The sequence below is a fragment of the Microbacterium sp. CCNWLW134 genome (assembly GCF_037083565.1).
Classification (GTDB): Bacteria; Actinomycetota; Actinomycetes; order Actinomycetales; family Microbacteriaceae; genus Microbacterium.
The window spans coordinates 1,195,674-1,209,465 of record NZ_JBAOJU010000001.1 but is presented as its reverse complement, the minus strand read 5'-3'; the positions used below and the strand labels follow the sequence as shown (position 1 = coordinate 1,209,465).

The 13,792-nt window shown below is 70.4% G+C and carries 12 protein-coding genes; 5 read left to right on the top strand and 7 right to left on the bottom strand.

What is annotated here, in order from left to right; genetic code table 11:
• Positions 1–39: 39 nt before the first annotated feature.
• Positions 40–1,890 carry a DEAD/DEAH box helicase gene (locus tag V6S02_RS05715; RefSeq protein ID WP_336400170.1) on the bottom strand — a complete coding sequence of 617 codons (1,851 nt, stop codon included), beginning with the start codon at positions 1,888–1,890 and terminating at the stop codon, positions 40–42.
• Positions 1,891–1,979: 89 nt separating this feature from the next.
• Between V6S02_RS05715 and V6S02_RS05710 the strand changes: the two genes are divergently transcribed.
• Positions 1,980–2,810 carry an SGNH/GDSL hydrolase family protein gene (locus V6S02_RS05710; RefSeq protein ID WP_124293122.1) on the top strand — a complete coding sequence of 277 codons (831 nt, stop codon included), beginning with the start codon at positions 1,980–1,982 and terminating at the stop codon, positions 2,808–2,810.
• A 6-nt stretch (positions 2,811–2,816) separates the two neighbouring features.
• Here the strand turns inward: V6S02_RS05710 and V6S02_RS05705 are convergent, their stop codons facing one another.
• Positions 2,817–3,629 (bottom strand): TrmH family RNA methyltransferase, encoded by an 813-nt coding sequence (locus tag V6S02_RS05705; protein WP_336400169.1) that lies wholly within the window; start codon positions 3,627–3,629, stop codon positions 2,817–2,819.
• A gap of 108 nt (positions 3,630–3,737) precedes the next feature.
• On the opposite strand from V6S02_RS05705, the gene V6S02_RS05700 reads away from it, so the two are divergent.
• Both V6S02_RS05700 and V6S02_RS05695 read left to right on the top strand, forming a co-directional pair.
• Entirely contained in the window at positions 3,738–4,592 is an 855-nt protein-coding gene (locus V6S02_RS05700) for a Sir2 family NAD-dependent protein deacetylase (protein ID WP_442927901.1), read from the top strand.
• 37 nt (positions 4,593–4,629) lie between these two features.
• Positions 4,630–5,244: a histidine phosphatase family protein gene (locus V6S02_RS05695; protein ID WP_336400168.1), complete on the top strand. Its 615-nt coding sequence runs from the start codon at positions 4,630–4,632 to the stop codon at positions 5,242–5,244.
• Here the strand turns inward: V6S02_RS05695 and V6S02_RS05690 are convergent.
• The 5 genes from V6S02_RS05690 to V6S02_RS05670 are packed head-to-tail and all read right to left on the bottom strand — an operon-like array spanning position 5,234 to position 11,314.
• Positions 5,234–6,043, bottom strand: a complete 810-nt coding sequence (locus V6S02_RS05690; RefSeq protein ID WP_336400167.1) for an HpcH/HpaI aldolase/citrate lyase family protein — start codon at positions 6,041–6,043, stop codon at positions 5,234–5,236. The genes V6S02_RS05695 and V6S02_RS05690 overlap by 11 nt on opposite strands.
• A gap of 5 nt (positions 6,044–6,048) precedes the next feature.
• Positions 6,049–6,579 (bottom strand): MaoC family dehydratase, encoded by a 531-nt coding sequence (locus V6S02_RS05685; RefSeq protein WP_336400166.1) that lies wholly within the window; start codon positions 6,577–6,579, stop codon positions 6,049–6,051.
• 13 nt (positions 6,580–6,592) lie between these two features.
• Entirely contained in the window at positions 6,593–7,759 is a 1,167-nt protein-coding gene (locus V6S02_RS05680; RefSeq protein WP_336400165.1) for an acyl-CoA dehydrogenase family protein, read from the bottom strand.
• Entirely contained in the window at positions 7,740–9,713 is a 1,974-nt protein-coding gene (locus V6S02_RS05675) for an acetyl/propionyl/methylcrotonyl-CoA carboxylase subunit alpha (protein ID WP_442927900.1), read from the bottom strand. The genes V6S02_RS05680 and V6S02_RS05675 overlap by 20 nt, the downstream gene beginning before the upstream one ends.
• Positions 9,710–11,314, bottom strand: a complete 1,605-nt coding sequence (locus V6S02_RS05670; protein ID WP_336400163.1) for a carboxyl transferase domain-containing protein — start codon at positions 11,312–11,314, stop codon at positions 9,710–9,712. Before V6S02_RS05670 ends, V6S02_RS05675 begins: the two co-directional genes overlap by 4 nt.
• A 105-nt stretch (positions 11,315–11,419) precedes the next feature.
• On the opposite strand from V6S02_RS05670, the gene V6S02_RS05665 reads away from it, so the two are divergent.
• Positions 11,420–12,013, top strand: a complete 594-nt coding sequence (locus tag V6S02_RS05665; protein WP_124293114.1) for an SACE_7040 family transcriptional regulator — start codon at positions 11,420–11,422, stop codon at positions 12,011–12,013.
• Between the two features lie 19 nt (positions 12,014–12,032).
• A complete protein-coding gene (locus tag V6S02_RS05660; RefSeq protein ID WP_336400162.1) occupies positions 12,033–13,778 on the top strand; it encodes an alkaline phosphatase family protein in 1,746 nt (581 codons plus the stop codon).
• Positions 13,779–13,792 lie beyond the last annotated feature (14 nt).

The window sequence follows — 13,792 nt, the reverse complement described above, 5'->3', positions numbered from 1 at the left end:
GGATTGCCAGCATTTCGGACGACCGAAGCGGCGCCCCGTTCAGGACCGGACGCGCGCGCGCAGCACGTCGATCCGCGCCTGCAGCTGCGCCACGGTGGCGTGCGAGACCGCAGGCCCTCCGCAGATGCGCCGCAGCTCGGCGTGGACGGCACCGTGCGGCTCACCGCTCTGCCGGGCGTACAGGCCCACCAGGCTGTTGAGCAGCTGACGCTGCTCCTTGAGGGTGCGGTGCAGGGCCGCGGGAGGTGCAGGCGCCGCCGGTTCGGACCCCGTGGCCGCCGCTGATTCCCGAACCTTGCGATGACGGCTCTGGCGCGCCTGACGCTGCAGCAGCAGCTCGTGGACATGCTCGGGTTCGAGAAGGCCCGGAAGTCCGAGGAACTCTTCTTCCTCCGGCGTTCCGGGCACGGCGAGCTGACCGAACTCCCGGCCGTCGAACATGACGCGGTCGAAATGGGCGGCCGACCCGAGCGCCTGGAAGGTGAACTCCTGCGTCAGTGCGTCGGAGGCCTTCTCCTCGCGCTCCGCGGCGTCCATCAGATCTTCTTCGGCGTTCCACTCGTCGTCGCCGTCGCTGTCTCGGTCGAGGGCGTGATCGCGTTGGCGCTCCAACTCGTGAGCGAGCGCCAACAGCTGCGGCACGTTCGGCAGGAACACACTCGCGGTCTCGCCGCGACGCCGAGCGCGGACGAAACGCCCGATGGCCTGGGCGAAGAACAGCGGGGTGGACGCCGATGTGGCGTAGACCCCCACGGCCAGGCGCGGAACGTCGACACCCTCGGACACCATCCGCACCGCGACCATCCACCGCGACGTCCCCGCCGAGAACGACTCGATCCGCGACGACGCCTCCGCCTCGTCGGAGAGCACGACCGTGGGTCGTTCACCGCTGATGCCCTCCAGGATCGCGGCGTACGCCCGCGCCGCGGTCTGGTCGGTCGCGATCACGAGACCACCGGCATCGGGCACCTGCTCGCGCACCTCGCTGAGTCGACGATCGGCCGAGCGGAGAACCGCGGGAATCCAGTCTCCCTCGGGGTCGAGTGCGGTGCGCCACGCCTGGGAGGTGATGTCCTTGGTGTTGTCCTGTCCGAGCTGGGCCTCCATCTCATCGCCCGTCTTGGTCCGCCACCGCATCTGCCCGGCGTAGACGAGGAAGATCACGGGGCGCACGACCCCGTCCTCGAGGGCCCGGCGATAGCCGTAGGCGTAATCGGTCCGGGAGATCCTGATGCCCTTGTCGTTGGGGTGGTACTCCACGAAAGGGATGGGCGCGGTGTCGCTGCGGAAGGGGGTCCCCGACAGCAGCAGCCGCCGGGTCGCCCGGCTGTAGGCCTCCCGAAGCGCATCGCCCCAGCTGAGGGCGTCGCCGCCGTGGTGGACCTCGTCGAGGATGACGAGGGTGCGCGCCGAGTCGGTCAGGTGCTGATGGACCGAGGGCTTCACCGCGACCTGCGCGTAGGTCACCGCGACCCCGTGGTACTGGCGGGAGGGCGCGACGAACCGGTTGCTGAACGCCGGATCCAGGCGCAGCGACACGCGTGCCGCCGCGTCGGCCCACTGCGACTTCAGGTGCTCGGTGGGGGCCACGACGACCACACGGTCGACCACCTGGCGCCGAAGGAGCTCGGTGGCCAGTCGCAGCGCGAAGGTCGTCTTGCCGGCGCCGGGGGTGGCCGCCGCGAGGAAATCGCGCGGTCCCGCGCCCGGACCGTCGGGGCCGTCGAGCGAGAAATAGAGATCCAGCGCCTCGGCCTGCCAGGCGCGCAGCCGCTGCGCGGTGCCCCACGGCGCCCGCTGCGGCCAGGTCGGCGACAGGTGCTCGGCGGCGAAGCTGCCGAGGTGGACGTCGGTCTCGCCGGCGGTGTCGGTCAGCGCGGCCTCGTCCACAGCTCCCCCTTCCCGAACACGACGAGTCACCACGATAGACGACGCCTCGGACGCTACCCTCGACACAAGCCACGAGCCGAGGAAGCCCCATGTCGACCACACCCGACCACCCGAGCCCCTATGCCGCGAACCACGAACTGCACCCCTGGCGGCGGTTCGTCGCCCTGGGCGACTCGTTCACCGAGGGCATCGGCGACCCCGAACCCGGTTCACCCGGTGGGCACCGAGGCTGGGCCGACCGCGTGGCAGAGGTGCTCTCCCGTCAGGTGCCCGATTTCTCCTACGCCAACCTCGCGATCCGGGGACGACTGATCCGTCAGATCGTCGACGAGCAGGTCGAACCCGCCCTCGAGCTCAAACCCGATCTGGTCACCTTCTCCGCCGGCGGCAACGACGTGATCCGCCCGGGCTCGGATCCGGACGTGGTGGCCGACATCTTCCACGATGCCGTGGTGCGACTGTCCACCTCCGGTGCGACGCTCGTGGTCTTCACCGGCATCGACACGAATTTCACCCCGGTGTTCCGTGGCATCCGCGGCAAAGTCGCCATCTACAACGAGAACATCCGCGCGATCGCGGAGCAGTACGACTGCATCGTCGCCGACCAGTGGGCCCTCAAAGAGGTGCAGGACATGCGCTTCTTCGACGACGACAGGCTCCATTACAACTCGCTCGGTCATCATGAAGTCGCCCGGATGGTGCTGCGCACCCTCGCCGTGCCCAACGACCTCCAGCCGATGACGCCTGATCCCCTGCCGGTGCGCACCTGGCGTCAAGCCCGGTCGAACGACCTGGTGTGGGCACGGGAGTACCTCGTGCCGTGGGTACTGCGACGACTCCGGCAGCAGTCTTCGGGCGACACCGTCGTGCCCAAGCGTCCCGAGCCCCTGCCGATCATCCGGTCCACGGACGACTCCTGAGCGGCGTCACTGCGCCTCGCGCGTGAGTGCCCACAGGGCCACCGCGCTCGCCGCGGCGACGTTGAGCGAATCGACGCCGCCGGTCATCGGGATGGTGACCACCGAATGGGCGTCGGCGAGACTCCGGCGCGACAGACCGTGTCCTTCGCCGCCGAGGAGCAGGGCCACCCGATCCGGACGGTCGCGCGCGAAGGCGTCGAGGGTCGCCGCCTCGTCGGTGAGGGCGAGCGCGGCGACGTGGAAGCCGGTCGATGCCAGCTCGGCGGCGCTCGAACGGGGATCGGCCAATCGCGTCCAGGGCACCTGGAAGACGGTCCCCATCGACACTCGGACGCTCCGGCGGTAGAGCGGGTCGGCGCATCGCGGCGAGACCAGGACGGCGTCGGCGCCGAGCCCGGCGGCATTGCGGAAGACGGCACCGACATTGGTGTGATCGACGATGTCCTCGAGGACCACCACCGTCCGCGCCCCCGCGACGGTGTCGGCCACGCTCCGAAGGGCCGGGCGGTGCATGGCGGCGAGGGCCCCACGGTGCACGGCGTAGCCGGTGAGGGCCTCGGCGACGGCCGCCGGGACGACGAACACATCGACCTCGGGGGTCTCGGCGAGAATTGGCATGACGTCGTCGACCCACTTGCGCTGCACCAGGACCGAACGCGGACGATGCCCCGCCGCCAGCGCCCGGCCGATCACCTTCGCCGACTCCGCGATGTACAGCCCCTCCTCGGGCTCGCGCACCCGCCGCAGAGCCACGTCCGTGAGGTCGCGGTAGTCCGAAAGGCGATCGTCGCCAGGATCGTCGATCTCGTGCAGCTGCATCCGACCACTCTCGCACCCGGGCGTCTCTCGTAACATCGCCGCAAAGCACCGGGCCTAGACTCGGTCACCTGAACCCGGCGACCTACACTCGGCGAAGGGGGGGTGTCTGTGACCGTCACGACCGATCTGAGTTCTCAGACGCCGGCCGTCTCCGAGGCGCTGGACGTGCTGCGAGGCCGTCGGCTGGCGATCCTCACCGGCGCCGGCGTGTCGACAGACTCGGGGATCCCCGACTATCGCGGAGAGGGCGCCCCCGTGCGCACCCCGATGACGGCACAGGAGTTCCTCGGCGATGCCGCCGCCCGTCGCCGCTACTGGGTGGGCTCCCATCTCGGCTGGCGAGCGTTCGCCGCCGCGAGCCCGAACGCCGGTCACGGGGCGATCGCCGACCTCGAGCGTCGCGGCATCGCAGCCGGAGTGGTCACTCAGAACGTCGACGGTCTGCACGTGCGCGCGGGGAGCCGCCGTGTCGTGGAGCTGCACGGCACGATGCGTCGCGTGTTCTGCACGCACTGCGGCCAGGTGTTCGACCGCCGTGATCTCGCGGTCCGGGTCGAGCGCGACAACCCGTGGCTGACCGTCCCGGACGCGGTTCCGCTCGGACCCGATGGGGATGTCGTGCCCTCGGCGACCGACGGATTCATCCTCCCCGACTGCACGGTGTGCGGCGGCATGCTCAAGCCCGATGTCGTGTTCTTCGGCGAGTTCGTCCCGGCCGAGAAGTTCCGCGAGGCCGAGCAGATCCTTCGCACGGCCGATGCGCTGGTGATCGCCGGGTCATCGCTGGTGGTCAATTCCGGCATCCGTCTGCTCGAGCGCGCGCGACGGCGGAGACTCCCCGTGGTGATCATCAATCGGGGGCAGACGCGCGGCGATGCGCGTGCCACGGTCAAGATCGACGCCGGCACGTCACCGGTCCTGCGTTTCCTCGCCGACAACCTCCCGGCGCCCGACGCCCGCTGAGGGCGGACCCTCAGCCGCGCCCCGGTACGCTCATGCGGTGAGCTCACTGATCCTGGTCCGCCACGGCGAGACCGACTGGAATCGCGCCGGACGGATCCAGGGGCTCACCGACATCCCCCTGAACGACACCGGCCGCGCGCAGGCCCGTGAGGCCGCGGAGCAGCTGCGCACAGAGCTCGCGAGCACGATTCCGGATGCCGCAGAGAGCGCCGTGATCGTCTCCAGCGACCTGCAGCGGGCCTCGGAGACGGCAGACATCATCGCCGCTGCGCTGGGACTCGCCACGCCGCGCCGATACCCGGGTCTTCGCGAGCGTGCGTACGGGGAGGCGGAGGGCCTCGTCACCGCGGAGTTCCAGCGTCGCTGGGGCCACTGGCACATCGCGGACGTCCCTGGCGCCGAGACGCGAGCCGACCTCCGCGCCCGCGCGACCGCGACGCTGTTGCGTGCGCGGCAGGACGCGAGCGTCGACGGGACCGTTCCCCCGCTCATCGCGGTCGCGCACGGAGCGCTCATCCGGGAGGTGATCGGGCACGCCACCGACGACCGCCTGCCCGAGCCCGGCATCCGACTGCCGAACGGCTCGCTGCACCGCTTCGAGATCGAGGGCGGCGCACTCCGGCTCGTGCTGCCGGTCGACGTCACGCCGTGAGGGCGGCGCGGTCCATCACCGAGCGGGCGTGCCGGAGGACCGGCTCGTCGACCATGCGTCCCTCGTGGGTGAACACCCCGGGCCGATCCTCGGCGACGGCGAGGAGGCTCCGGGCCCACGCGATCGTCGCCTCATCGGGCCGGTACGCCCGGCGGATCACGGGCACCTGCGAGGGGTGGATGCAGGCGGTGGCGGTGAACCCCGACGCCGCAGCGTCGGCGGCCTCCCGCGCGAGCCCCTTCACATCTGCGATGTCGAGATGCACAGCGTCGATGGCCGCCTTGGCTTGGGCACCCGCCGCCAGCAGCACGCGCGCCCGCGCGTACCGGGCGATGTCTCGGTAGCGCCCGTTGCCTTTGCGGCTGGACGTGCCGCCAAGGCTTGCCACGAGGTCTTCCGCGCCCCACATGAGGCCCACCACCTGGTCGTGTGCGGCGAGCTTCTCCGCGGCGGCCACGCCGCGGGCCGTCTCGCACAGGGCGACGATCGAGAAGCGCCGGTCGACGGCGCGCAGCGCCTTGGCGCTCTCGGCCTTGGCGATCATGACGGTCCGGAAGTCTGTCTGCGACAGGGTCGCCATGTCGGCGGCGAATGCCTCGGTGCCCACCGGATTCACCCGCACGATGACGCGGGACGGGTCGAGGTCGGCGTCGATCACGGCGCCGCGCGCGGCGGTCTTGCGGTCGTGCCCGACGGCATCCTCCAGGTCGAGGATGACGGCATCGGCGCGCTCGAGCGCTTTGCCGAACCGTTCGGGGCGGTCGGCCGGGCAGAAGAGGAGAGCCGGAGTGGGCAGCATCCTTCTCACACCTCCTCTGGGGTCTCGGAGGCGGCGCTCGCCGTCCCGCCGACGGCATCCCGGCACCACATCAGGGCGACCCGGGTGGCGGAAGCGACCACGACGCCGTCCTGATTCCGCCCGGTATGGCGCATCGTGACGATCCCCTGACCCGGGCGGGATGCCGAACGACGCGTGTCGAGGATCTCGGTTTCGGTGTAGAGCGTGTCACCGTGGCGGAGCGGGGCGGGGAAGGTGATGTCGGTCATGGCGAGCTGCGCGACGAGGGTCCCCAGCGTCAGCTGCGACACCGAAGCCCCGACCATCGTGGCCAGGGTCCACATCGAATTGACCAGCCGCTCACCGAAGGGGCTGTCGGCTGCCCACGCTGCATCCAGATGGAGCGGCTGGGAGTTCATCGTCAGTGCCGAGAACAGCACGTTGTCGGTCTCGGTCGCCGTCCGCCCGGGTCGGTGCAGGTAGCGGGCTCCGACGTCGAACTCGTCGAAGTAGAGTCCGCGCTGGATGGCGCCGGGGCGCTCGGAGTCGTCGTTCACGGTGCCGCCCACGCTACCCGCCGAGTCCCAGCGCCCGCGAGATGACCAGCAGCTGCACCTCGGTGGTGCCCTCGCCGACCTCGAGGATCTTGGAGTCGCGGTAATGGCGCGCCACGGGGTACTCGTTCATGAACCCGTTGCCGCCGAAGATCTGCGTCGCGTCGCGGGCGTTGTCCATCGCCGCGTCGCTCGCGGTGACCTTCGCAATGGCGGCCGCGGTCTTGAAGGGCTTCCCGGCGTCCCGCAGCCGGGCCGCGTGCAACCAGGCCAGACGAGCGTTGTGCACGCGCGCCTGCATCCGGGCGAGCATGAACTGGATTCCCTGCCGGCTCGCCAGCGGTGCGGCGAAGACGGTGCGCGACCGGGCGTATTCCACTGCGGCCTCCAGACACCCCTCGGCCGCGCCGGTCGAAAGCGCGGCGATGGCGATGCGGCCCTCGTCGAGGATGTGGAGGAAATTGGCGAAGCCTCGCCCCTCCTCGCCGAGGAGGTGCGAGGCGGGGACCCGCGCGTCGGTGAACGTGAGCGGGTGGGTGTCCGACGCGCGCCACCCCACCTTGTCGTACCCCGGCTCGACGGTGAATCCCGGGGTGCCGTTGGGGACGATGATCGTGGAGATCTGCTTGCGCCCGCCGGCCTCGCCGGTGACGGCGGTGACCGTGACGAAGCGGGTGATGTCTGTGCCGGAGTTGGTGATGAACTGCTTCGACCCGTTGATCACCCACTCCTCGCCGTCACGGCGGGCGGTCGTGCGGGTGGCCCCGGCATCCGAGCCCGCCTCGGGTTCGGTCAGACCGAACCCGGCGAGTGCGCGACCGGCCAGGAGGTCGGGGAGGTACTCCTCGCGCTGCGCGTCGGTGCCGAAGCGGTGGATCGGCATCGCTCCGAGACTCACCCCGGCCTCCAGCGTGATGGCGATCGACTGATCGACGCGGGCGAGCGCCTCGATCGCCAGGCACAGCGCGACGTAGTCCCCGCCCTGTCCGCCGACCTCTTCGGGGAAGGGGAGTCCGAACAGCCCCATCTCCCCCATCTGCGCCACCACGTCCAGCGGCAGCGTGTGGGTGCGGTCGGCTTCGTACGAGACCGGCGCGACGACCTCCTCGGCGAACTGGCGCACGAGCTGCGCCAGTTCGAGCTCGGTCTCCTCCAGCCCGTACTCACTGAGCGGAATGGTCATCCTGGTCCTCCTCGACCTCCGCGACGATCTGGTCGCGGTTCACCTGGTCGCCGATGGCGACGTGGATCCGGACCGCGCCGTCGTGGGGCGCGATCACGATGTGCTCCATCTTCATTGCTTCGATGCTCACGAGGCGGTCACCCGCGGTCACCCTCGCGCCGTCCGCGACGTGCACGGCGACCACCGCCCCCGGCATCGGCGCCCGCACCTGCGGGGCCGAGGAAGCGGTTCGACGCGAGTGCGCGGCCAGGCGACGCATCATCGCCTCCCGCCGATCGATGGGAATCAGCCGATGCGTGGCCCCGTTCCGCCAGGTCCACACCGCGCCGTCCTCGTCGCGCGCGACGACCACCTCCGCCGACTGTGGCGCGTCCGTCCGCGGCGCCGACATGACACCGATGCCGTCCACGACGAAGGACACGGTCTCGGCCACCGGCGCCCGCCCGCCGCGCCATCCGCGAAGGCTTCGCCACACCGGCCCGGCGCCGGATCGGGAATCCATTGCCGGGCCATCACCTCGTGCCGCCTCCCCTAGCGCGGCTGCGGCCACGAGCTCGACGTCGTCCGGGGCGGAGGGCTCGGGCGCCGGCATCCGGTCGATGATGCCGGTGTCGAGCTCGCCCGACTGCACGTCCTCGCGGGCGAGCAGGGTCCGCAGGAACGCCACATTCGTCTCGACGCCGGCGATCACGGTCGCTGCCAGTGCCTCATCCAGAGCGCGCAGGGCCGCCGCCCGGTCGGCGGCGTGGGCGATCACCTTCGCGATCATCGGATCGTAGTCGGCGGTCACGATCGATCCGGTGCCGATCGCCGCGTCGGTGCGGATCCCCGGAGCGGGCCGCCACGCGAGGATCTTCCCCACCGACGGCACGAACCCCCGCTCCGGACTCTCGGCGTAGACGCGCGCCTCGATGGCGTGACCCCGCATGCGCACATCTTCCTGCGCGACGGACAGGGGAAGCCCGGCGGCGATGCGCACCTGCTCGGCGACGAGGTCGATACCGGTGACCTCTTCGGTGACGGGGTGCTCGACCTGAAGCCGGGTGTTCATCTCGATGAAGAAGAACTCCTCAGGGCGGGCCGCGGCGACGAGGAACTCCACCGTTCCCGCGCCCCGATAGTCGACGCTCGCCGCGGCGGCACAGGCCGCCCGCCCGAGACGCTCCCGCGTCATGGCGTCGATCGCCGGGGAAGGCGCCTCCTCGATGACCTTCTGATGACGACGCTGCAGGGTGCATTCGCGCTCACCCAGATGAATCACGTGGCCGTGATCGTCGGCGAGCACCTGCACCTCGATGTGGCGTGGGCTCTCGAGGAGCCGCTCGAGGAGCAGCGTGTCGTCGCCGAACGCCGCGCGCGCCACGCGCCGGGCGCTCTCCACGGCCGCGGAGAGGTCGCCCGCGTCACGCACGATCTGCATGCCTTTGCCGCCCCCGCCCGCGGACGGCTTCACCAGCAGGGGGAATCCGATCTCGTTCGCCGACCGGGCGATCCCGGCGTCATCCATCCCCGCGGCCGAGAAGCCGGGAACGGTCGGAACACCGAAGCCGGCGACGTGCTCCTTCGCCCGGATCTTGTCGCCCATGACCTCCAGCGCCCTCTCGCCCGGGCCGATGAAGACGATGCCGGCTTCGGCGCACGCCCGCGCGAAGGCGACATTCTCCGAGAGGAAGCCGTAGCCCGGGTGGATCGCCTCCGCGCCCGACCGATGGGCGGCGTCGATGACGGCGGCGATGTCGAGATACGACGCCGAAGCGGCCGCCGGACCGATCCGCACCGCGTCGTCGGCCTCGCGGACGTGCGGGGCGTCGGCGTCGGCGTCGCTGTGGACGGCGACGGCGCGGATTCCGAGCGCGCGGAGGGTGCGGATGACGCGACGGGCGATCTCGCCGCGGTTGGCGACGAGGACGGTCTCGAAGATCGGAGCGGGGTGGTCGGGGGTCACGGGGATCACATCCGGAAGACGCCGAACTGCGGCGTGGGCAGCGGCGTGCGACTGACGACGTCGAGGGCAAGACCCAGGATGTCGCGGGTGTCGGCGGGGTCGATGACGCCGTCGTCCCAGAGTCGGGCCGTGGCGTAGTAGGGGCTTCCTTGCTCGTCGTAGCGGGCGCGGATCGGCGCTTCGAACGCCTCCTGGTCGGCGGGCTTCCAGTCCTGGCCTCGAGATTCGAGCTGATCCCGTTTCACCGTGCCGAGCACCGCGGCGGCCTGGGGCCCGCCCATGACCGAGATCCGGCTCGCCGGCCAGCTCCAGAGGAAGCGGGGCGAGTAGGCGCGACCGCACATGGAGTAGTTCCCCGCCCCGAAGGATCCGCCGATGATGACCGTGAGCTTGGGCACGCGTGTGGTGGCCACGGCGGTGACCATCTTCGCCCCGTCCTTTGCGATTCCGCCGGCCTCGGCATCGCGCCCCACCATGAACCCGGTGATGTTCTGCAGGAACAGCAGCGGGGTCTCGCGTTGATCGCAGAGCTCGATGAAATGCGCGCCCTTCTGAGCCGACTCCGAGAAGAGCACTCCGTTGTTGGCGACGATGCCCACCTGATGCCCGTGGATCCGCGCGAAGCCGGTGACGAGGGTGTCGCCGTACTCGCGCTTGAACTCGTGGAAATCGCTGTCGTCGACCAGTCGCGCGATCACCTCGCGCACGTCGTAAGGCTGATTGACGTCCACGGGGACGACCCCGTAGAGCTCGGCCGGATCGGCGCGCGGCGGAACCGCGGCTTCGACCTGCCAGATCGGATCCGGCTCGGCGGGGAGGGTGGCGACGATGTCGCGGACGATCTCCAGCGCATGCTCGTCGTCATCGGCGAGGTGATCGACGACGCCCGACCGACGGGCGTGCAACTCCCCGCCCCCGAGCTCTTCCGGAGTGACGATCTCACCGATCGCGGCCTTCACCAGCGGCGGTCCGCCGAGGAAGATCGTCCCCTGGCCCCGCACGATGACGGTCTCGTCGCTCATCGCCGGCACGTAGGCCCCGCCCGCCGTGCACGACCCCATCACGGCTGCGATCTGCGGGATCCCTGCGGCCGAGAGCCGGGCCTGGTTGAAGAAGATGCGTCCGAAGTGGTCGCGGTCGGGGAAGACCTCGTCCTGCATCGGCAGGAAGGCGCCGCCCGAATCGACCAGGTAGACGCACGGGAGGCGGTTCTCCAGGGCGATCTCCTGGGCGCGAAGGTGCTTCTTCACGGTGAGCGGGAAGTAGGTCCCGCCCTTCACCGTGGCGTCGTTGCAGACGACCATGACGTGCCGTCCGTGCACGAGCCCGATACCGGCGACGACTCCGGCCGCGGGAGCCTCCCCGCCGTACAGGCCGTCGGCGGCCAGCGGGGCGATCTCGAGGAAGGGGCTGCCCGGATCGAGCAGGCGGTCGACGCGGTCTCGGGGCAGGAGCTTTCCCCGGGCGACGTGGCGCTCCCGCGACGCGGCAGGTCCACCGAGCGCGGCTGCGGCCAGCCGGCGGCGAAGGTCGTCGGCGAGGCCGCGCTGGGCCGCGTCGGAACGTCGGAAGTCGTCATCCCGACGCACGGTGGTGGTGAGCCTGGCCATGTCATCTCCGTCGACGTCACGATCCGGTCACGCCCGTTGTCGCGGCGCGCCGAGGACGGTTAGTGTGCGTTAACCGAGCTTTCACGTTAGCGGGGATTAACTGAAATGGCAAGCATCACGGGTCGCGATCGGGCCAAGGCGGACCGGCACTCCGCTCTCCTCGCCGAGGCGGCACGCCTGTTCGCCGAGCGGGGGTTCACCGGCGTCAGCCTCGAGGACCTCGGTGCGGCGGTCGGCGTGAGCGGACCGGCGATCTACCGCCATTTCGCCAACAAGCAGGCACTGCTCGGAGCGATCCTCATCGGCGTGAGCGAACGACTGCGCGACGGCGGACGAGCTGTGCTCGAGCGGACGGATGACGCCGACGCGCGCCTCACGCAGCTTGTGGCCTTCCACGTCGACTTCGCCCTGACCGATGCTGATGTCATCCGCGTCCAGGACCGCGACCTGGCGAACCTCGGCGACGAGGATCGTCGGACGGTGCGCCGTCTGCAGCGCGAATACGTGGAGATGTGGGTCGGCGTCCTCGCGGCCGTGCACCCGGATCGCAGCGACCAGGACCTCCGGGTGCGGGCCTACGCGTGCTTCGGTCTGATCAACTCCACTCCCCACAGCATCCGCACGGGTCAGGGCGCGCCCGACCAGGCGCACGTCCGCGGAATCCTGACCGACATGGCAGGAGCCGCATTGGGCGTCTGAGCGGTATCCTCGCTCCACGATGCGAGAGAACCCCGAGCAAGAGGCCTCAACGTCCCGCCGTGACTTTCTGAAGGTCGGCGGCCTGGCGGCGGCGGGCTTCGCCGTGGGCGGAGCCACCGGCGCCGCCGGCGGCGCCGTGGTCGGTCACGCCGCCGGCGTGCGAGAGGGGACGCAGGAGCTCCCGGCCCTGGCGGCGCGCTCCGAGCCCGGCTTCGATCACATCGTGGTGTTCATGGGCGAGAACCGGTCGTTCGACAACATGCTCGGATGGCTGTACACCCCCGAGACCCTCCCCGAGCGCACGAGGTTCGACGGACTCGCCTTCGGCGACTACGCGAACCTCTCGCCGCACGGCGACCGCGTCGGCGCGCACGTGTACTCCGGAGCGACCGACGTCGTGATGGGTCTTCCCAACCCCGACCCGGGCGAGGAGTTCCCGCACGTCAACACCCAGCTGTTCGGCCGCGTCGACCCGGCAGGCAACGCCACGGCGCAGGTGGGGCAGATGAGTCCGCCGTTCAACGCTCCCCCGCCCGGGACCGCACCGACGATGGACGGCTTCCTCCAGGACTACTGGAACAACTTCACCCGGCTGCGCCGAGGCACCGAGCCGACGCTCGCGGAGGCATCCCAGATCATGGGGGGCTTCTCACCCGAGCAGCTCCCGGTCCTGTCTACCCTCGCTCGGGAGTTCGCCGTCTTCGACGCCTGGTTCGCGGGCGTGCCGTCTCAGACCTACTGCAATCGCTCGTTCTTCCACGCCTCGACCTCCCACGGCTTCGTGACGAACAAGCACGGCGGCGGGTACGAGAAGTGGCTGAACGCCCCAGAGACCCCGACCATCTTCAATCGGCTCGAGGACGCGGGGCTGTCGTGGAAGATCTACTTCGATGAGATGCAGCTGGTCTCACTGACCGGCGTGCTTCACGCCGCGGTCCTGGAGAAGTACTGGCGCACCGACCACTTCGCCTTCATGCCGGAGTTCTACCGCGACGTCGAGAACGGCACCCTCCCCGCCTACGCCTTCATCGAACCGCGCCTGGCCTACAACCACAACGACTTCCATCCCCCCTTCGGGGTCTACCGCTCGAGCGAGGTCGATGGCCGCTTGGTCATCGATTCGGCGGTCTCCGACGTCCGCGCCGGCGAGAAGCTGGTGGCGAGCATCTACGACGCCATCCGCGCGAGCTCCAGCGCCACGGGGTCGAACGCCATGAACACCCTCCTCCTCATCACCTTCGATGAGCATGGCGGCACCTACGACCATGTGCCGCCGCCGCGGGCGGTGCCACCGGTGGAGGGCGCCGCGCCGGGAGAGATGGGCTTCGCCTTCGACAGGCTGGGCGGGCGCGTTCCCGCGATCGCGGTCTCGGCATACACCCGCGCCGGAACCGTCATCAACGACGAGATGCACCACGGTTCGGTGATCGCGACCGTCGCCCGCCGTCACGGGCTCCAGCCCCTCAATCGTCGGGATGCCGGAGCGAACACGCTGTTCTCGGTGCTGAACCTCAGCAGGCCCCGCCATCCCGCCACCTGGCCGACGGTCCACCCCATGTACCACCCGCCCAACCCGCAGGCCGACGAGCCGATCGACGTGACGTCGTCGCCGCACCGGGACAAGCCCCTGAGCCCGCCCGGCCGCGGGCTGCTCGGCCTCCTGCAGGCGCGATACGGCGAGGGATCCCGGGGAGAGCCGCAGACGTACGCCGAGGCATACGACTATCTGCGTCGCCGTGGCAAGGGCCTGTTCACGCAGGCGTGACGGTCCCCGCGTTC

Coding starts and splice junctions, on each gene's coding strand:
- V6S02_RS05660 (WP_336400162.1), top strand. CDS start 12,033: ATGCGAGAGAACCCCGAGCAAGAGGCCTCAACGTCCCGCCGTGACTTT.
- V6S02_RS05680 (WP_336400165.1), bottom strand. CDS start 7,759: ATGACCATTCCGCTCAGTGAGTACGGGCTGGAGGAGACCGAGCTCGAA.
- V6S02_RS05665 (WP_124293114.1), top strand. CDS start 11,420: ATGGCAAGCATCACGGGTCGCGATCGGGCCAAGGCGGACCGGCACTCC.
- V6S02_RS05670 (WP_336400163.1), bottom strand. CDS start 11,314: ATGGCCAGGCTCACCACCACCGTGCGTCGGGATGACGACTTCCGACGT.
- V6S02_RS05690 (WP_336400167.1), bottom strand. CDS start 6,043: ATGCTGCCCACTCCGGCTCTCCTCTTCTGCCCGGCCGACCGCCCCGAA.
- V6S02_RS05705 (WP_336400169.1), bottom strand. CDS start 3,629: ATGCAGCTGCACGAGATCGACGATCCTGGCGACGATCGCCTTTCGGAC.
- V6S02_RS05710 (WP_124293122.1), top strand. CDS start 1,980: ATGTCGACCACACCCGACCACCCGAGCCCCTATGCCGCGAACCACGAA.